This is a genomic window from Methylobacterium sp. E-066, assembly GCF_022829635.1.
Lineage (GTDB): Bacteria > Pseudomonadota > Alphaproteobacteria > Rhizobiales > Beijerinckiaceae > Methylobacterium.
This window is the reverse complement of the sequence record NZ_JAKSYO010000100.1, coordinates 1-18,253: the sequence shown is the minus strand read 5'-3', so window position 1 is coordinate 18,253 and position 18,253 is coordinate 1. Positions and strand designations below refer to the sequence as shown.

The following is an 18,253-nucleotide window of genomic DNA, read 5'->3' as shown; positions in this document are numbered from 1 at the left end:
AGCCGCCCCACCGGCGGCATTGCGGGATCTCATCGCGACGGCAGGTCTCCTGGCTCGCGGCTCGGCGCGCCTGCCGCCTTCCCGGATCGCTCCGGTGGCTTCCTGGCAGACGCTCGCCGCTCACAGTTGCGGGGGCAGCCGCGGATTCAGGGCTCGCACCCCTCACCGCATTCCCTTTTCACCCCGTCGCCGGGGCACCGTCACGCCATCGTTGTAGACGCATGACAGCTCTCGCACAACGGAGGCGCGGCGGAATCGTTTCCGACTCTTTGGGCACGGCGTGAATATGCGGGTCGGGCAGTTGCCGTGACGGTTCGAACGCTTCCGGGCGATGGACGCCAAAGTCCCTCCGCCGCCCCCGCCTCCGAGGCTTGGCCATCGCGACCACCTGCGTGTAACGGCCGATGCGGACGGCCCCGGTGGGGCAGGCCGCTGATTCTCAACTCTTCGAGCGTGATGTCGATGCGTAGTGTGTCGCTGGCCTTCGCCATCCTGGCGGCGGCGTCTTTCCCGGTCCGGGCCGACGACAGTAGCGTCGCGCTCGCGGCCGGCGGTCTCGTTCTGGAGAAGACCGACGGGATCGCCCTCGCGGCGGAGGACCTGTACCTCTCGGAGAAGGCCGTGCGGATCGACTATCGGTTCCGCAACCTGACCGACGCGGACATCGAGACCACGCTCGCGTTTCCGATGCCCGACATCGCCGGCGATTCCGCGACGCTGGTCTCGATTCCCGATCCGGCAAACGACAACTTCCTCAAGTTCGAGACCGTGGTCGACGGCCGGCCCGTCGATTGGCAGGTCGAGCAGCAAGCTGTCCTGATGCGGAGCGACAAGCCCCCCGTCGCGATCACCGATCGGCTGAGGACGCTGGGGATTCCGCTGGTGCCGACCGTCGAGGCGACGGAGGTCGCCCTGCGCCGGCTCGGGGAGAGGCAGCGCCGCGACCTCATCGCGGCCGGCATCCTGGAGCGGCAGGAGCACAAGGACGGGACGATCACGGATGCCCCGCTCTGGACGCTGAAGTCGAAATTCTGGCGCCGGCAGGTCTTCCCGGCCGGCCGGGAGATCGCGGTCCGCCAGAGCTACGTGCCGAGCCTCGGCGGTCTCTCGAGCCTGTCCTACGGCGCGCCGAACCTCGACCCGTCACAAAAGGCGCACTACGCGACCCGGTACTGCACCGATCCGGCCTTCGAGCGGGCGGCCCAGGCCCTGTACCGGCGGGCGAGTGCCGACGGCAGCCGCGCGTTCCAGGCCTACGAGCAGTCCCTGTCGTACGTGATCACGCTCGGGAACAACTGGGCCGGGCCGATCGGCCTGTTCAAGCTGGTGGTCGGCAAGGGCGATCCGGCGACCCTGGTCTCGTTCTGCGGCGGCACAGCGAAGAAGATCGGCCCGACCACCTTCGAGATCGTCGTGAAGGACTACGTCCCGCAGCGCGACATCGACATCCTGTTCCTGAAGACGACGAAGGGTTGACGCGTCGTTTGTGGGCCGACGGCCCGCGCCGCGGGAGCATCGTGAATTCGGTCCCGGACGCGATCCCGGGCTCGTTGCGCGCTGGCGGGCTTGACGGGCCGGTCTCGATGCGGGCACCGCCGGGCGCGCCGTCCGGCCGCGTCCCCGGCGCGATCGGTCCAGACCGCTTTGGAGACACGATGGCCCCGGCAGACGCCCCGAACCCCGCCCTCGTCGATCTCGCCGCCGGCCGTGTCCTGCAGACCGTCGTGGACGCGGACACGACTTGGCTGGAGATCGATCTCGGCGGCCGTTTCCCGGTCCAGTCCGTCGTCCTGGCCGCGGGCGGAGAGGGTGGTTCGGCCGCAGACGGCGCGATCCTGTTCTCGCAGGACGGCGCGTCCTGGTCCGAGCCCGGCATCGCATCCCACCAAGTCGAGGCGGGCACCGTCACGGTCGTCATCGAAGCCGACGAGCGCGCCTGGACGCGGTTCGTGCGCGTGGCGGTGCCGACATCGATGACGGATGCCGCGGTCCAGATCCGGTGCGAGGAGGCTGCCTTCGACCTGATCGCCTTGCGGGCGATGCTGAATCTCGACGTGACGCTCCTGAACGAGAAGCCCGGCGCTAACGCCTTCACTTCCTACAGCCTGGAGAGCAGCCCCGGACGCACGAGCCGAGCGCTCGTGGGCGTGTCGACGTTCCAGAACGGCGCGTTCGGCAATTGCCTAATCCAGTACATCATTGCGCTCTCGGTCGCGAAGGCGCTGAACCTGAAATACGTGGCGGTCCCAAAATTCGACCGCAGCAAAGTCATCTTCCTGACCGAGCGGCTTACCCGCGACGGCGTCACCTTCCTGCCACCGGACGAGCCGCTTCCGACGGACGGCTATTTCCTGTCCGGCCTGTTCTTCGATCCGACGCAGTTCCAGCGGCAGGTGAGCCTCGACGAGCCGCCGGATTCGCGGGCGATCATCCAGGGCATGATTCGCCCCCTGTTCAACGGCCTTCCGGCGACGTTCCCGGCCAAGCCCGACGACCAGCTCCTGATCCATATCCGCTCGGGCGACATCTTCAGTACTTGGGTCGACCCTCACTATCCGCAGCCGCCCTTCGCGTTCTACCGCATGGTCATCGACCGGCTGCTCGGCGAGGGCCGGATCCGCTCGGTAAAATTGGTCTTCGAGAACCGGCTGAACCCGGTGATCGCCGAGGTCGAGGCTTATGCAAGCCGCCTCGGCCTGCCGGTGGAGACGCAGAGCGAATCCCTGATCGCCGACGTCGCGGCGCTGGTGAATGGTCGCTATCTCGTGTTCGGCCTCGGCACCTTCGGTCCGGGGATCTGCCACCTGTCCGAGCGGGTCGAGCAGGTGTTCTACTTCGCGTCCAATTGGCCGCAGATCTTTCGAGGGATCCCGACCATCGACAAGGTGATCGAGGTCCGCGACCTCGAAGAGCGCTACATCAAGGTCGGCGAGTGGCAGAACACCGACGCGCAGCGCCGCATGATGATCGATTATCCGGCCGAGGCTCTGGCATTCGACGACGTGGCCTGAGCATCCCCCCGAAGTTCATTGCCGGCTTTTGAGTGGAGCGCCCAAGGCCCGCAGGACGTCTGCCGAGGGAGGTTTCCAGGCAGAAGACCAGTTAGGCGGCCGCTCAGCGAGCGTGACGAAGCATCAGGCGTTGCGCGTGTGATCTGCCGGGTCTCCTGGGAACGCTCTGGCGCCGCGAGCCGGGAACGCCTGGACGCTGGTTGTCCCCCCGCGAGCGAGCAGCCGCCGAGCCACAGTGGACCTTACAGATCGTAGTCCATACATATTCAATTTATTGGCAGGTGACTCTCACGCCTAATCAATCCTATTGCCGAATTTTGTCTCTTTATATAGCCTTCATGACTGATATAGGCGACAGGCTATCCGTTCATGAAACTCGCCCCTCTCGGCGGTGCGCCGTCTCCCGAGCATGGCCGCATCGGTGCCGAGATGAGCGTGGCTCCGGCTCCGTCGCTACGAAGTCGATCCGTCATCGCCGGCGCCATCGGCAACATGCTCGAATGGTACGATTTCGCGACCTACGGCTATTTCAGCGCCGTCATCGGCCGGAACTTCTTCCCGTCGGACAGCCCGGCGACATCGTTGCTCTCGGCCTTCGCGGTCTTCGCCGCGGCGTTCTTCATGCGCCCGATCGGGGGCGTCGTGTTCGGGCATATCGGGGATCGCTACGGCCGCAAATCGGCGCTGCTGCTGTCGGCCGGCCTCATGACTGTTTCGACCTTCGCGATGGGGTGCTTGCCCACCCACGCCTCCGCGGGACTGCTCGCTCCGGTCCTGGTGGTACTGCTGCGGCTCGGCCAAGGCCTCTCGGTGGGCGGTGAATACACCTCATCGGCGGTCTTCCTGTCCGAGACCGCCGAGCCGGGCCGCCGCGGCCTGACCGGCAGCCTCGCCTGCATCGGCGCGGCCGGCGGGATCCTGCTCGGATCGATCGCCGGTGCTCTCGTCACCGGCCTGCTCACACCCGAGGAGGTTGACGCCTGGGGCTGGCGCCTGCCGTTCCTCGCCGGGATTGCGCTGGGCGCCTTCATCGTCGTGCTGCGGCGGCACATGGACGACCGGCACATCGACGAGGCGCTTGGGTCCGATCCCGCCTTAGCGGATCATCGGTCACCGTTGCGCGCGGCGATCGCGATCGACGGACCGGCCATGGCGCGCGCGTTCGCCATGAATCTCGGCATCGCCTGCGCCTTCTACGTCGTGTTCGTCTACCTCGTGACCTACCTGCACACCGTAGCGAGCATCCCGCAGCACACGGCCTTCCTGATCAACGCGCTCGCGATGGTCACACAGGCCGTCTGCATTCCGATCGCGGGTGCCCTCTCGGACCGCATCGGACGCAAGCTGGTTCTGATCCTGACCGCGGCAGGCCTCGCCCTCCTCTCGTGGCCTCTGTTCGCGCTGATGGCCGGCGGACAGGTCGTCCTGATCGTCGTGTGCCAGATCATCTTCGCGGTGTTGGTCGCCGGATATGCCTCGGTGATCCCGATCGCGTTCGTGGAGATGTTCCGGCACCGCACACGCTGCACGGCGTTGGCAATCAGCTTCAACGCCTCCATGGCGCTGGTGGGCGGGACGGCCCCGATGGCGGCCACCTGGATCGTTCATCACCTGCAATTCACGACGGGGCCGGGCCTCTACGTCGCCTTGCTCTCGGCGATCTCGCTTGCCGCGGTCCTGACGATGCGGGATCGAACAGGGGAGGCTCTCACATAGCCGCGTCCGCCCAGCAGACGGCCACCGCACGCGCCGGCGCTGGGCGGACTTCATTGCGCCGAACACCCGCGCATCCGACGTGAGAGATGCGTGTCCGCCTGCCGAACGATGAAGCGCCGGTCGCGGATACGCTTTCATCGGACAGTCCGTGACCGCCGGGGCGGTTTGCGGCGAGCCGGCGTAAACCCTGCTCGAAGACCGGCCGTGTCGCCATGTAAGCCTGTGCCGGGGTGCCAAACTCGAATTCAGAAAACGCCGGCAAAGCGTGCCGGGATGCGCCAGAGATCGGGCTCCACGGACCAATCTTTCCGTTCGATAGCGTCCGAGAATCTCAGCTTGGTGTTCTCAAAATGCGGCTCGCCCCGTCGCATCTGGACATCGCGTCGCGGAAGGAGCGCCACCTCGGAGCGCATATGATCGGCAAACACATCCGGTGTTATGGTGTGATGGGAATGCGGTATCCCGATCGGCGCGGCCGCGTTTCTCTTTTTCTGTCGTTCGTAAAGGATGTCGATATCACAATGCGCAACATGAAATAAAAAAATGTCACCAAAATTCGGACGATGATCGCCGGTTATGCAATGAAACCCATGCATCCAATCCGTTCGCCCCGCTATCAGAGTCGGTTTACAGAGCGTGGATATGGGACGTGCAAATTGACGCTGATGTGAAATGGGTCGGCTCAGGTCGATGTGCTTCTCTTCAGCGACGTGTACGACATCGACACCAAACAAGGTCAGAACGTGAGGCAGGTTCTGCGTAGCGGCACAATAATTCAGCGACGGGGATACGCCTGGATCCGGAACAACCAACTCGTCCGCGTCCGTGTAGAGCACACGCTTGTATCCCAGGAATAACGCTGAGCAAAAATCTCGCACGGTCGTCGCACGGGCATCTTCGTCCATGGGCGTGCGTGGCAGATGTATGACATTCGCACCGATGTTCCGGGTCGATCCGTCATCGGACCCGTGGTCGATGACGTAGCAGTGCTCCAACCCGACTTGACGCTCGTAATGTCTCAGCCAGACCGGCAGAAGGACCGTCTCGTTGTAGGCCATCGTGACGACGGCGAGCGGTTTCTTATCCATTGCAGTCCCCCACCGCGGCTCGAATCCCGCAGGGCTTAGCGGCGGCGCGTGGCTATGATTGAGGGTCGGGTGGCGAGCTGGGGGCCGGATGCATCGTCGTTATGGAGTGCATGCGCCTGCGTGAATGCTATGTCGAAGCCGAGATTGTCGAATATTTTCGTGTAGAGACCGCGCGAGAGGTGCCACCAAACGTAGAAGATATTCGGATTGTCGAGATTCGTGATCGGGTGGATGACCAGATCGTCCAGCGGCAGAACGTTGGTGAACGGGATCAGGACCGCTTCCTTGGCGAGCCGAGCCCAGGCACCAATGGCGTAGACGGGATCTGACAGGTGCTCGACGATAGCGCCAGCCATCACGACATCGAACATCTTCTCCGGCCACTCGTACAGCTCAGCCATCGGCGCATAGACGCATTTGGATTGACTATTGAATTTTCGCCAAGCATACCACCACGAATTCTTGATCGGAATAAGGTTTTCGCGCTCCCATACGTCTCGTGAGGTTATGATATCTTTGTAGGACAAAGACGATGCGAACGGGAAATGCCGGAATTCATGAGTCGTCGCAGCATCAAAGCCAGTCACGACAGCACCGGATCGCTCGGCATTGAACGCGAGGAAGCCGGAAGCAGTACCGACATCAAGAACGGTTTTCCCGTTTAAATCATATCCACCAATATACTGATCGAAATTTTCGATCGTCCAGCTTCCTCGCACGGCCTCGCCGTCGGGAAATGACATGGAATGATACCAGTAACGCTTATCATGCTCCGTGCTCAGCCAAGGCTTTTCATAGCTAGGAGAGCGAATACTTTGGGATTGATCAACCACGTCAGCTCACCCTTTCGGACCGTGACTTACGCTGAGTTGCGTGTCGAACTCCTACACGGCTTGTGGGTCGATCTTCAATACGGTGAACAACAGCTGTGTGCGCGTGCCTCATCAAAAATCTTACGCAAGTTGTGTAAAAATTTCCCACTTATTACGAGCTGAACTGCTGTTTGGGCGCCGAATGGTATACAGTAGCCCTCACCGCTCAAGTGGATACAAGTTAAGCGTAGGCGCGGTTTGATGCGAAGAGCGGCCGAGAGCGTCATCCGGCCTGATCGAAGGCGTTGAGACCTGTGCCGCATCGCGTGGACGCGTCGCAGATGTCGAATCGGCGTACCGAAATCGGGTGGACGCGGTCGAATCGAGCTTGCATGCCCTCTTCCCGAGCGTGCCGAGGGATTCAGGAGCCAGCGTGGTCGCGGCCGGGCTTCTCGTCGCCGTCGATGCTCATCCGGAGGATGCGGGATACGTTTCCACGAGCGCGCCACCGCTGCCCGTGAGGCTAGGCATCGTGTTCCTCGCCGGCGTGGAGCTTGTCCCGTCGCAACGGGGGGCGACCAGGCCCAGCGCAGCGGAGTTATCGATCACGATACAGGTCAGCGGGCCTATGTCGTCGATCGGTCGCCCGGCGCCCTTCTGGCGGGGCGGCGCATGAAGGGGCGTGCTTTCGGTTCAGGGTTCAGCGGCCACACGTGCCAGCCTCCGCACTGAACGTCGCGATCAGGGCTCAAGACCCGTTCTGCTCGGACTGTCTCGGAATCAGGGCGTGTCCTTGAGGCGTTCGGCCGGTGCCCCAGCCGGCTGCGAAGGCCCGCTATCGCGCGCCGTCAGGGCATCCTGGTAGAGCTTCTGAACATCCCGCTTGAAGGCGGCCCGGGAATCCGAGCGCGAATAGAACATGTGGCCCCCGGGATAGACCGCGAGACTGAGACGCCCGGCGCCGTAGGCCGGCACCTGGGCCAGCAGCAGCTTCGAGGCGTAGTAGGGTGTCACCAGATCGGTGAAGCCGTGGGCGACCAGCACGCGGAGCCGGCCATCGAGGGCCAGCACGCCCTTCAGGTTGGAGAGCACCTCGGGGGCCTGCCGGCCGGAGCCCCAGCTCCAGCCGCGGTTCACCGCGTTGCTCAGGAGCTCGTAGCGCAGGTTCGGCACCGGCCATTTCAGGGTGCGCGCGTAGAGGTCGAGCATCGCACTGGTCAGCGGCGCCTGGAGCGCGGTGAGCTGCGGATCCTCGAAGCTCGCCTGCGCGGCGTCCGGGTTCGGGTCCCAGCCGGTGATGCCGGTGTCGTACGCACTGGTGACGCGACCCTCGGCCCGGTCGACCTCCCGCTGGACGCTGCGGGTGGAGAGCCTCGCGGCCTGCGCGCGGACGATAGCCGGGTCGAGGCCGGTGAGGGGCGCGACCTTGTCGGTCATGCGGGCGACGGCGCCGGTATCGCCGGGGCCCTTGAGCAGGTCGGCGAGATAGGGACCCGCCGCGTAGGCCTCGGCCTCGCCGAGCAGGGCCGGGGTCGGGATGGTGCCGGCCCGTTCCAGGGCGCCGGCCGCCAGGGAGGGCAGCTTCAGCACGTAGCCCCAGGGATTGGCCCGCGGCGTCTCCAGCCACCCGAAATCGAGCACCGGCGAGAGCAGCACCATGCCGGAGAGCCCGATCCCGATCTCTTCCTGCAGTTTCTCGGTGATCAGCGGCCCGCGGAAGCCGCCATAGCTCTCGCCGACATAGAATTTCGGGCTCGCCATCCGCTCGTTGACCCGCAGGTAGCGGGCGATGACGGCGGCCAGCGTCGAGGCATCGCTGTCGATGCTCCAGTAGGTCTTGCCGTTGCCGTCGCTGGCCCGGCTGTAGCCGGTGCCGACGGGATCGATGAACACGAGGTCGGTGAAGTCGAGCCAGGTGCCGTCGTTGGGCGTGAGCGCAACGGGCTGCGACGGGCTGATGCTGTCGCCGCCGGTGGGCAGCCGCCAGGGGCCGATCGCGCCGATGTTCAGGTAGGCCGAGGCCGCGCCGGGGCCGCCATTGACCGCGAAGGTGACGGGCCGCTCGCGGCCGGCTTCCGGGGCCATCGTATAGGCGACATAGGCGATCTCGGCCTGGAGCTTCCCGGCTTCGTCGACCAGCGGCAGGCTGCCGGCCGTGGCGGTGAAGTCGAGCGTCCGTCCGTCCGGAAGCTTGATGCTTTGCCGGGTGGTCGAATCCGGCGGGAGACGCCGCCCCTCCGGACCGCGCGGTGCCGGCTTGGACTCCGCTTGCGGACCAGGATGGTGGGCATCCTGCGCCCGAAGCGGCAGCGGCGCCGCCGCGAGGGTGAGGGCGAGCGCGGCCTGCGCGAGACGCTTGCTGAGGAGCACGGTCAAGCCTTCTTGTTCCAGCGGCCCGAATCGTCCTGCTGCCAGTAGGCGACGGCATGACCCGCCTCCTTGGCCTGGCGCCACTGCTCGCGGGCGCGCAGCAGGGCATCCTGGTCGGTCCCGTCGAACAGGATGCAGATCCGCTCGTAGCTCTCTGCATCGGGCGGCAGGTCGGCCCCCTCGACCAGGAACCGGATCGAGGCGGCGTTGGGGTTCACGTCGCGGAGCGTCAGCACCACCGGCTGACCGGCCGCATCGGGATCGCGGTCGGTGCCGTGCGGCAAAAAGCTCTCGTCGGAATAGGTCCAGAGGTGGTCGTCGAGGGCCTGCAGCCGCTCCTCGGAAGCCGCCTGGATCGCGGCCTGCCAGCCCCGGCCGAGCGAGCGCTCGACGAGGTTCGGCAGCACCTTTTCCAGGGGCTGGCGCTGCATGTGGTAGAACAGGATCTCGGTCACGATCCGACCGATATAGGGTTCCGGCCCGGGGAGCGAGCAGCGGCGCGCAGCCGCGCCCCGGCGCATCGCATCATCTTTGTCCGAAAGCCGGCAACCACCTTTCGGGATGATGCTCTAGACCAGCCGGCTCTGCTCGATCGCCGCGCCGACGAAACCCTTGAACAGCGGGTGCGGCTCGAACGGGCGCGACTTCAGCTCCGGGTGGAACTGCACGCCGATGAACCACGGGTGCCCGACATGCTCCACGGTCTCGGGCAGGAGCCCGTCCGGCGAGAGCCCGGAAAAGCGCAGGCCCTTGGCCTCCAGCCGTTCGCGATAGGCCATGTTGACCTCGTAGCGGTGGCGATGGCGCTCGGAGATCCGCTCCGAGCCGTAGATCTGGGCGATCTTCGAATCGGGGTCGAGCTGGGCGTCGTAGGCTCCGAGCCGCATCGTGCCGCCGAGATCGCCGACCGCGGCGCGCCGCTCCAGCTCGTTGCCGCGCAGCCACTCGGTCAGCAGGCCGACCACCGGCTCGGAGGTCTCGCCGAACTCGGTGGAGTTGGCGTCCGGCACGCCGGCCAGGGAGCGGGCGGCCTCGATCACCGCCATCTGCATGCCGAAGCAGATGCCGAGATAGGGGATGCGCTTCTCGCGGGCGTAGCGGGCCGCGCGGATCTTGCCCTCGGCGCCACGCTGGCCGAAGCCGCCGGGCACCAGGATGCCGTTCAGGCCTTCCAGGAACGGCGCGGGATCCTCGCGCTCGAACACCTCGGCCTCGATCCATTCGAGGTTGACCTTGACCCGGTGGCTGATGCCGCCGTGGATCAGCGCCTCGGTCAGCGACTTGTAGGCGTCCTTCAGCCCCGTGTACTTGCCCACGATGGCGATGGAGACCTCGCCCTCGGGATTGCGCACCCGGTCGGAGATCGTGGTCCAGCGGCCGAGATCCGGCTCCTCGCCGTGCTCCAGGCCGAAATGGCCGAGCACCTCGCGGTCGAGCCCGGCCTTCCGGTAGGAGAGCGGCACCTCGTAGATCGAGGCCACGTCGAGGGCCTCGATCACCGCGCTCTCGCGGACGTTGCAGAACAGGGCGAGCTTGCGCCGCTCCTCGACGGGGATCGAGCGGTCGCAGCGGCACAGCAGGATGTCGGGCTGGATGCCGATCGAGCGCAGCTCCTTCACGGAGTGCTGGGTCGGCTTGGTCTTCAGCTCACCCGCCGACGGGATGTAGGGCAGCAGCGTCAGGTGGACGTAGGCGCAGGTGCCGCGCGGCAGCTCCTGGCCGAGCTGGCGGATCGCCTCGAAGAACGGCAGCCCCTCGATATCGCCGACCGTGCCGCCGATCTCGACGAGGACGAAATCGAACGTGTCGTTGCCGTCGAGGACGAAGTCCTTGATCGCGTTGGTGACGTGCGGGATCACCTGGATCGTGGCGCCGAGATAGTCGCCCCGCCGCTCCTTGGCGATGATGTCCTGGTAGATCCGGCCGGTGGTGATGTTGTCGGCCCGGCTCGCCGGAACGCCGGTGAAGCGCTCGTAATGGCCGAGATCCAGGTCGGTCTCGGCTCCGTCGTCGGTGACGAAGACCTCGCCGTGCTGGGTCGGGCTCATCGTGCCCGGGTCGACGTTCAGGTAGGGGTCGAGCTTGCGCATCCGGACCCGGTAGCCCCGGGCCTGGAGCACGGCGGCGAGCGCCGCAGAGGCGAGTCCCTTACCGAGAGAGGAAACCACGCCGCCGGTGATGAAAACGTACCGCGTCATGGGCCTCGGTCCATAAAGAAGGTGCTGGCATTTGCCAAACGGCAAGCTAGCCGGCGATGAAATGTCTGGGGATCGGGCGGGCGCGGGGAACGGCCTGCCAGGGCGGACCAAAGCCGAGCCGACTCGTCGTCTCCGCGCTCACCCGCCGCCGGCCCTCTTGCGGCCCCCCGGCCCGGATGTCACGCGCGTCCGGCGCAGACCCTGGATGCCCGCACCAGCTATGCGCGCCCGTCATCGATCCGCGAATCGTCAGCGCGACTGCGGCGCCTCGGGCACGGCGGGCTGGGCCGGGGCGGTGGCGGGCGCCCGGTCCTGCTGCTGGCGCAGGGTGTCGAGCAGGTTATCGGCGCCGGTGGGCTGCTTGGCCGGCTGGCCGGCGGGGGTCGACGCGCCGGTATCGAGGATCGATTTCGGTGCGGCGGTGCGGTGCGACAGCACGGCGAGCAGCATGCTGGTGGCGAAGAACAGGGCGGCCAGGATCGCCGTGGCGCGGGTCAGCGCGTTGGCTTGGCCGCGGCCGGTCATGAAGCCGGCGACGCCACCGCCGCCGCCACCGCCGAGCCCGAGGCCACCCTCGGAGCGCTGCAGCAGCACGACGCCGATCAGCGCCAGCACGATGATGAGGTGGACGACGATCAGGACGGTCTGCATCGGTGTTCCGGAATCTCGTTCGGCTTCGCGCGCCGGCCCGAGAGGCCGGTCCGGCGGCGGGCGCCCGGCGACAGGTGCCAAGCGTTCGACTTGGTGCGCCGGTCACAAATCTGCGCCGGCCATACACCACTCGCCGGCCACCGCCAACTTGACGATCGGCCGCCCACTGTTCCCGGCACCCCTCGCGCCCGGCTGCGCGCCGTGCTCTGTCGGGAGGGAAGGGCGGCTCACCAAACGCGCCGCCCCGCCCGGGAGGCCCGCCATGACCATCTCACGCCGTTCGGCGCTCGCCATCGTTGCATCCGCGCCGATCCTGACGCAAGCGAGGGCCGCCTTCGCCGCCGGCCCGGGCGAGTCCGCCCAGGGCACCGAAGTCGAGGCGGCGGTCGACAACCTAACCAAGGCGCTGCTCGCGGCGGACGGCACCGCCCTCGACGCGCTCACTCTCGACGGTTTGAGCTACGGCCATTCCAGCGGCGTGGTGCAGGACAAGGCAGCGTTCATCGAGGCTTTGACCAGCGGCCGTTCGCGGTTCCCGAGCATTGTCCTGTCGGACCGCTCGACCTCGGTGATCGGCGACGACGCGATCGTCCGCCACGTCTTCACCGGCGAAACCGTCGCGGGTGGCAAGACATCCCCGGTCCATATCGGCGTGTTGCAGGTCTGGCACCGCGACGGCGGACGCTGGCGGCTGATGGCGCGCCAGGCGTTCAAGCTCTGACGCGCCGCAAGCGCGGCTCAGTAGCGCGTGGGAACGAGCATCTCCGGCGGGGTCGGCGTGCGGATGTAATCGGCATGGCGCACCCGCTCGGGCAGGTGAACCGGCGGATGCTCGACGTCCTGGTAGGGGATCTGCTCGAGCAGGTGGCTGATGCAGTTGAGTCGGGCGCGCTTCTTGTCCACGGCCTCGACCACCCACCAGGGCGCCTCGGGGATGTGGGTGCGCGCCAGCATGTCCTCCTTGGCGCGGGTGTAGTCCTCCCAGCGGCGGCGGGATTCGACATCCATCGGCGAGAGCTTCCACTGCTTCAGCGGGTCGGTGATGCGCATGTTGAAGCGCAGCGCCTGCTCCTCGTCGGTGATCGAGAACCAGTATTTCAACAGGATGATGCCCGAGCGCACGAGCATGCGCTCGAACTCGGGCACGGACCGGAAGAACTCCTCCACGTCGGCTTCGGAGCAGAAGCCCATGACGCGCTCGACGCCGGCGCGGTTGTACCAGGAGCGGTCGAACAGCACGATCTCGCCGCCGGCGGGCAGGTGGGTGACGTAGCGCTGGAAGTACCATTGCGTGCGCTCGCGCTCGCTCGGTGCGGGCAAGGCCACGACGCGGCAGACGCGCGGGTTGAGGCGCTGGGTGATCCGCTTGATCACGCCGCCCTTGCCGGCCGAATCGCGCCCCTCGAACAGGACGACGACGCGCAGCTTGCTGTGCTGCACCCAGTCCTGGAGCCGGACCAGCTCGTGCTGGAGGCGCAGGAGTTCGCGGAAGTAGCGCCTGCGATCCTGGACGGATTTGGTTCCGCCTTCGAGGCTGTCGAGGCGGTCGTCCTCGAATCCGAGTTCCATCTCCTCGTCGTAGCTGTCGAGGATCTCGCGGCGGATCATGTCCACCATCGTGGGGTCGGCGCGGTCGTAGTCGATGGTCATGGCAGGCTTCTGGGTCGGATGTCGTCACGACTCTAAAGCAGGATCATGTGACAGCTCCGAGAACCCCTGAAGCCTCATGCGTGGTGCAATCGCCCTCCGGCAACTCTTCGTCTTTGGAATTGGGCGGCTGCTCGAAGCTAGTCTTCGACCGGCGCCGTGGCCGCTCCCGGATACAGCACCCTGTCATTCCAGGGCCGCGCTCAAACCCTCAGGCGTAAGCGGCGCAGATCCCCAGAAAATCCTCGGCCACGAGGCTCGCGCCGCCGACCAGGGCGCCGTCGACATTCTCCACCGCCATCAGCTCGCGGGCGTTGCTGGGCTTCACCGAGCCGCCATAGAGGATGCGGATCCGGTGGGCCTCGTCGCCGACGAGCTTGTCGAGCATCTCCCGTAAGGACGCGTGGACCTCGGCGATGTCGCGCGGCGTCGGGGTGCGGCCGGAGCCGATCGCCCAGACCGGCTCGTAGGCGATCACCGTGTCGGCCGCTTTGGCGCCCTTCGGCAGGCCGATGGCGAGCTGGGCGCGGACGATGTCGAGGGCGCGGCCCTGCTCACGCTCCTCGATGGTCTCGCCGACGCAGATGATGCCGCACAGACCGGCGCGGCGGGCGCCGAGCGCCTTAGCGTGGACGCCGTCATCGGTCTCGTGGTGGTAGGCCCGGCGCTCGGAATGGCCGACGATCACGTATTTGGCGCCGAGATCGGCCAGCATCTCGGCCGAGATCGAGCCGGTGAAGGCGCCGCTCGGGCGGGCGTGGAGGTTCTGGCCGCCGATGGCGATCGGCGACCCGGCGGTGGCCGCCACGCAGGACCCGATCAAGGTCGCGGGCGGGCAGATCAGCACGTCGACGCGGGCGGCGAGCTCCGGCGTGAGACCGTCGCGGATCGCCTCGACCACGTGGATCGATGCCCGCGTTCCGTTCATCTTCCAGTTGCCGGCGACCAGCGGCTTTCGCCCCGTCTGCGTCATCCCTATCCCTCACTTCGCCTCGGTTTTCCGGGGTCGGCGCGGCCTACCAGAGCGAGCTTGGGCGCGCAAACCGTCCGAAAGGCTGAGCCTTTGCCTGCGGGCGCGAATGGTCTATCGCGGTCGCCTTTCAGGGATGGCATCGGCCCGGCGACGGGTCAGGTGCCGAAGGTATCCGATCACAGATCATGCTTCAGGGCATCCGCAACGCCAGCCAGCATTGGCTCGGCAAGATCGTCTTGACGATCATCTTCGCGCTGCTGATCGCGGGCGTGGGCATTTTCGGCGTGGAAGAGTTCTTCCGCGGCGGCTCCAGCAACAACGTCGCGACCGTGGGCAGCACGCCGATCACCGGCGAGCAGGTGCGCCAAGCCTATCAGAATCAGTTGCAGCGCTATCAGGTGCAGCTGAAGCGCGCGCTCACCCCCGATCAGGCGCGGATGCTCGGCCTCGACCGGCAGGTGATGTCGCAGCTGATCACCGAGGCGGCGCTCGACCAGAAAACGCATGATCTCGGCCTCGGCGTGCCGGACGCCTCCGTGATCCGGGCGATCCACGACGAAAAGAGCTTCCAGAACGCCCAAGGCCAGTTCGAGCCGACCCTGTTCTACCAGACCTTGCAGCGGGCCGGCCTGAACGAGGGCCTGTTCGTGCGCGAGCAGCGCGCCGTGATCGCCCGGCTGCAACTGGCCGAGGCGGTGTCGTCCGACCTGCACGTGCCGGCGGCAATGCGCGAGGCGGTCCACCGCTACTCGACCGAGCGCCGCTCGGCCGCCTACCTGATGCTGACGCCCTCCGTTGCCGGGCAGATCCCCGACCCGACCGAGGATGAACTGAAGACCTGGTACGAGGCTAACAAGTCCGGCTTCCGGGCGCCGGAATTCCGCGCCGCCACCCTGCTGGTGGTCGATCCGGAGGCGATGGCCAAGCCGGATGCGATCACCGACGCGGATGCCAAGGCCGCCTACGAGCTGAACAAGGGCCGCTACGGTAGCCCGGAAAAGCGCACGATCCAGCAGGTCGTGTTCCCGGACGCGGCCTCCGCGGAAGCCGCCCGCAAGGCGATCGAGGACGGCTCGAAGACGTTTGAGGCCGTCGCCGAAGAGCGCAGCACCGGCGGCACCGACCTGACGCTGGGCACGCTGACCAAGGCCGAGTTGTTCGACAAGGTCGTGGCCGATGCCGCCTTCGCGTTGCCCGAGGGCGGCGTCAGTCAGCCGGTCCAGGGCCGGTTCGGCACGGTGCTGCTGCGTGTGACCAAGATCGAGCCCGGCACCGTCAAGCCGTTCGAGGCGGTCGAGGGCGAGATCCGCAAGAGCCTCGCGCTCACCCGGGCTCGCGACGCGATGGAGACCACCCGCGATGCCATCGAGGACCAGCGCGCCGGCGCCAAGCCCCTCGCCGACATCGCGGCCGAGCGCGGGCTCAAGCTCGTGACCGTCAAGGCGGTCGACCCCCAGGGCAAGGCCCCCGACGGGCAGCGCGTCGCCGACATCCCCGACCCGGACACCACGCTGCCGGCCCTGTTCCGCGCCGAGATCGGCGGCGACAACGAGCCGCTGCGCACCAAGTCCGGCGGCTATGTCTGGTACGACGTCACCGGCATCGACGCCGCCCACGACAAGCCCCTCGACGAGGTCCGGGACGGCGTGAAGGCCGGGTGGACCGCCACCGAGATCGCCAAGCGGCTTCAGGCCAAGGGCCGCGAGCTGGTAGAGAAGCTCAACGGTGGCGCGACCATCGAGGCGGTCGCCCAGGAGGCCGGCGTCAACACCCAGGAGGCGCAGGACCTGTCCCGCAACCAGGCGAAGGACATGCTCACCGCCGACGACGTGAACCTGATCTTCGCGACCGCGGTCGGCAAAGCCGGGACCGCGGCGGCGGGCGATTCGCGGGCGGTGTTCAAGGTGACGTCGGCGACGATGCCGGCCTTCGTGGTCGACACCCAGGCCGACAAGACCATCACCAAGAACTTCCAGGCCGCGCTCGCCGACGACGTGCTGTCCCAGTACATCTCGGAGGTCCAGAAGAACGCCGGCGTGAAGATCGACCAGACGGCCCTGCGCCGCGCCATCGGCGGAGAGTATTGACGGCCATGGCCGAGGCGCCTGACTACGCGGCGTTTGCCGGACGCTACGAGGCCGGGCAACCGAGCCTCGTCGAGCTGAGCTTGGTGGCCGATCTGGAGACGCCGGTGGCGGCGTTCCTCAAGCTGCGCGCCCGGCATGCCGGGCCGGCCTTCCTGCTCGAATCGGTGGAGGGCGGCGCGGTGCGCGGCCGCTACTCGATGATCGGGCTCGATCCGGACCTGATCTGGCGCTGCCGCGACGGCATCCCCGCCATCGCCCGCGGCGTCGATCTCGACGCCTTTCAGCCGGACGACCGGGCGCCGCTTGCCAGCCTCCGCGCCCTGATCGCCGAGAGCGCCATCGGCGAGAGCGACGGCCAGGACCTGCCCCCGATGGCCGCCGGCCTGTTCGGCTTTCTCGGCTACGACATGGTCCGGGCCATGGAGCGGCTGCCCGAGCCGAACCCCGATCCCCTGGGCCTGCCGGACGCGATCCTGATCCGCCCGCGCGTGATGGTGGTGTTCGACTCGATCCGCGATCAGATCACCGTCATCTCACCCGTCCGCCCGGCGCCCGGCGTCACCGCCCGTGCCGCCTACGAGGCCGCGCTTCTGCGGATGGACCGGGTGGCGGAAGCCCTCGAAGGGCCGCTGCCGGTGGACGCCCGGGTGGACCTCCCGACGGTGGCGCATCCCGAGCCGGTCTCGAACACGTCGCCGGAGGCCTTCGCCGCCATGGTGGCGCGGGCCAAGGAGTACATCGTCGCGGGCGACGTGTTCCAGGTGGTGCTGTCCCAGCGCTTCTCGGCGCCGTTCACGCTGCCGGCCTTCAGCCTCTACCGGTCGCTGCGGCGCACGAACCCGGCGCCGTTCCTGTGCTACCTCGATTTCGAGACCTTTCAGATCGTCTGCTCGTCGCCGGAGATCCTGGTGCGGGTCCGCGAAGGCACCGTCACGGTGCGGCCGATCGCCGGAACCCGGCGCCGAGGCGCGACTCCGGCCGAGGACGTCGCGCTGGCCGCCGAGCTGCTGGCCGATCCGAAGGAATGCGCCGAGCACCTGATGCTGCTCGATCTCGGCCGCAACGATGCCGGCCGGGTCTCCAAGATCGGCACCGTGCGGGTGACCGACTCGTTCTTCATCGAGCGCTACAGCCAGGTGATGCACATCGTGTCGAACGTCGAGGGCGAGCTCGACCCGCGCCACGACCCCCTGGATGCGCTGGCGGCGGGTTTTCCGGCCGGCACGGTCTCGGGCGCCCCGAAGGTGCGGGCCATGGAGATCATCGACGAGCTGGAGCACGAGAAGCGTGGGCCCTACGCCGGCTGCATCGGCTATTTCGGCGCGCGCGGCGAGATGGATACCTGCATCGTCCTGCGCACCGCCCTGGTGAAGGACGGCCGGATGCACGTCCAGGCCGGCGCCGGCATCGTCTACGATTCCGACCCGGCCTCCGAGCAGCAGGAATGCGTCAACAAGGCCAAGGCGCTGTTCCGGGCGGCCGAGGAGGCTGTGCGGTTCGCCGCGCAGGCCAAGCGGGGACAGTAGGAAGCTGCGCTCGGGGCTCTCCCAAACACGACCTCATCCTGAGCAACCGTTATGCGGGCTCGGCCGCGGCACGCCATGGCGTGCCGCGGCCGAGGACGGTGTTGGCGTAGATGAGCAGCTTTCGGGCGCAGGCGATGAGGGCCTGCTTGTGGGTCTTGCCGCGGGCCTGGAGGC

General features: G+C 67.1%; 14 protein-coding genes and 1 riboswitch. Of the genes, 6 read left to right on the top strand and 8 right to left on the bottom strand.

Annotated features, from left to right (window positions below):
- Nucleotides 1–21 precede the first annotated feature (21 nt).
- Nucleotides 22–217, bottom strand: a riboswitch (cobalamin riboswitch).
- Between the two features lie 239 nt (nt 218–456).
- The 3 genes from MKL20_RS13970 (at nt 457) to MKL20_RS13960 (ending at nt 4,727) form a co-directional block, all read left to right on the top strand.
- The gene (locus MKL20_RS13970) at nt 457–1,476 is read left to right on the top strand and encodes a DUF4424 domain-containing protein (protein WP_244037170.1); all 1,020 of its coding nucleotides are present in this window, start codon (nt 457–459) and stop codon (nt 1,474–1,476) included.
- Between the two features lie 179 nt (nt 1,477–1,655).
- A complete protein-coding gene (locus MKL20_RS13965; protein WP_244037169.1) occupies nt 1,656–3,011 on the top strand; it encodes a discoidin domain-containing protein in 1,356 nt (451 codons plus the stop codon).
- Between the two features lie 369 nt (nt 3,012–3,380).
- A complete protein-coding gene (locus MKL20_RS13960) occupies nt 3,381–4,727 on the top strand; it encodes an MFS transporter (RefSeq protein WP_244037168.1) in 1,347 nt (448 codons plus the stop codon).
- Between the two features lie 245 nt (nt 4,728–4,972).
- On the opposite strand, the gene MKL20_RS13955 is transcribed toward MKL20_RS13960, so the two are convergent.
- From MKL20_RS13955 to secG, 6 genes are all read right to left on the bottom strand, one after another.
- The gene (locus tag MKL20_RS13955; RefSeq protein WP_244037167.1) at nt 4,973–5,815 is read right to left on the bottom strand and encodes a glycosyltransferase family 2 protein; all 843 of its coding nucleotides are present in this window, start codon (nt 5,813–5,815) and stop codon (nt 4,973–4,975) included.
- Nucleotides 5,816–5,850: 35 nt separating this feature from the next.
- Nucleotides 5,851–6,648, bottom strand: coding sequence for a class I SAM-dependent methyltransferase (locus MKL20_RS13950; protein WP_244037166.1), 798 nt, complete (start codon nt 6,646–6,648; stop codon nt 5,851–5,853).
- 759 nt (nt 6,649–7,407) lie between these two features.
- Nucleotides 7,408–8,997, bottom strand: a complete 1,590-nt coding sequence (locus tag MKL20_RS13945) for a S10 family peptidase (protein ID WP_244037206.1) — start codon at nt 8,995–8,997, stop codon at nt 7,408–7,410.
- Between the two features lie 2 nt (nt 8,998–8,999).
- On the bottom strand, nt 9,000–9,452 hold the full coding sequence (locus MKL20_RS13940) for a DNA polymerase III subunit chi (protein ID WP_244037205.1): 453 nt from the start codon (nt 9,450–9,452) through the stop codon (nt 9,000–9,002).
- 114 nt (nt 9,453–9,566) lie between these two features.
- On the bottom strand, nt 9,567–11,195 hold the full coding sequence (locus tag MKL20_RS13935) for a CTP synthase (RefSeq protein WP_244037165.1): 1,629 nt from the start codon (nt 11,193–11,195) through the stop codon (nt 9,567–9,569).
- A 249-nt stretch (nt 11,196–11,444) separates the two neighbouring features.
- On the bottom strand, nt 11,445–11,846 hold the full coding sequence (gene secG / locus MKL20_RS13930; protein ID WP_243966369.1) for a preprotein translocase subunit SecG: 402 nt from the start codon (nt 11,844–11,846) through the stop codon (nt 11,445–11,447).
- A gap of 262 nt (nt 11,847–12,108) precedes the next feature.
- Between secG and MKL20_RS13925 the strand changes: the two genes are divergently transcribed.
- Complete coding sequence (locus tag MKL20_RS13925; RefSeq protein WP_244037164.1) at nt 12,109–12,567, top strand: nuclear transport factor 2 family protein; 459 nt, start codon at nt 12,109–12,111, stop codon at nt 12,565–12,567.
- A gap of 17 nt (nt 12,568–12,584) precedes the next feature.
- Here the strand turns inward: MKL20_RS13925 and ppk2 are convergent, their stop codons facing one another.
- On the bottom strand, nt 12,585–13,496 hold the full coding sequence (gene ppk2, locus MKL20_RS13920; RefSeq protein ID WP_244037163.1) for a polyphosphate kinase 2: 912 nt from the start codon (nt 13,494–13,496) through the stop codon (nt 12,585–12,587).
- Between the two features lie 208 nt (nt 13,497–13,704).
- Nucleotides 13,705–14,466 (bottom strand): triose-phosphate isomerase, encoded by a 762-nt coding sequence (gene tpiA, locus MKL20_RS13915; protein ID WP_243966365.1) that lies wholly within the window; start codon nt 14,464–14,466, stop codon nt 13,705–13,707.
- A gap of 185 nt (nt 14,467–14,651) precedes the next feature.
- On the opposite strand from tpiA, the gene MKL20_RS13910 reads away from it, so the two are divergent.
- Together MKL20_RS13910 and trpE are read left to right on the top strand one after the other, a co-directional pair.
- Complete coding sequence (locus MKL20_RS13910) at nt 14,652–16,553, top strand: peptidylprolyl isomerase (protein WP_244037162.1); 1,902 nt, start codon at nt 14,652–14,654, stop codon at nt 16,551–16,553.
- Between the two features lie 5 nt (nt 16,554–16,558).
- Nucleotides 16,559–18,079 carry an anthranilate synthase component I gene (trpE, locus tag MKL20_RS13905; protein ID WP_244037161.1) on the top strand — a complete coding sequence of 507 codons (1,521 nt, stop codon included), beginning with the start codon at nt 16,559–16,561 and terminating at the stop codon, nt 18,077–18,079.
- Nucleotides 18,080–18,253: the final 174 nt, after the last annotated feature.

What these genes read in the sequence shown, in the direction of transcription:
- MKL20_RS13970 (WP_244037170.1), top strand. Translation starts at nt 457, where the DNA reads ATGTCGATGCGTAGTGTGTCGCTGGCCTTCGCCATCCTGGCGGCGGCG.
- MKL20_RS13965 (WP_244037169.1), top strand. Translation starts at nt 1,656, where the DNA reads ATGGCCCCGGCAGACGCCCCGAACCCCGCCCTCGTCGATCTCGCCGCC.
- MKL20_RS13960 (WP_244037168.1), top strand. Translation starts at nt 3,381, where the DNA reads ATGAAACTCGCCCCTCTCGGCGGTGCGCCGTCTCCCGAGCATGGCCGC.
- MKL20_RS13955 (WP_244037167.1), bottom strand. Translation starts at nt 5,815, where the DNA reads ATGGATAAGAAACCGCTCGCCGTCGTCACGATGGCCTACAACGAGACG.
- MKL20_RS13935 (WP_244037165.1), bottom strand. Translation starts at nt 11,195, where the DNA reads ATGACGCGGTACGTTTTCATCACCGGCGGCGTGGTTTCCTCTCTCGGT.
- secG (WP_243966369.1), bottom strand. Translation starts at nt 11,846, where the DNA reads ATGCAGACCGTCCTGATCGTCGTCCACCTCATCATCGTGCTGGCGCTG.
- MKL20_RS13925 (WP_244037164.1), top strand. Translation starts at nt 12,109, where the DNA reads ATGACCATCTCACGCCGTTCGGCGCTCGCCATCGTTGCATCCGCGCCG.
- ppk2 (WP_244037163.1), bottom strand. Translation starts at nt 13,496, where the DNA reads ATGACCATCGACTACGACCGCGCCGACCCCACGATGGTGGACATGATC.
- tpiA (WP_243966365.1), bottom strand. Translation starts at nt 14,466, where the DNA reads ATGACGCAGACGGGGCGAAAGCCGCTGGTCGCCGGCAACTGGAAGATG.
- MKL20_RS13910 (WP_244037162.1), top strand. Translation starts at nt 14,652, where the DNA reads ATGCTTCAGGGCATCCGCAACGCCAGCCAGCATTGGCTCGGCAAGATC.
- trpE (WP_244037161.1), top strand. Translation starts at nt 16,559, where the DNA reads ATGGCCGAGGCGCCTGACTACGCGGCGTTTGCCGGACGCTACGAGGCC.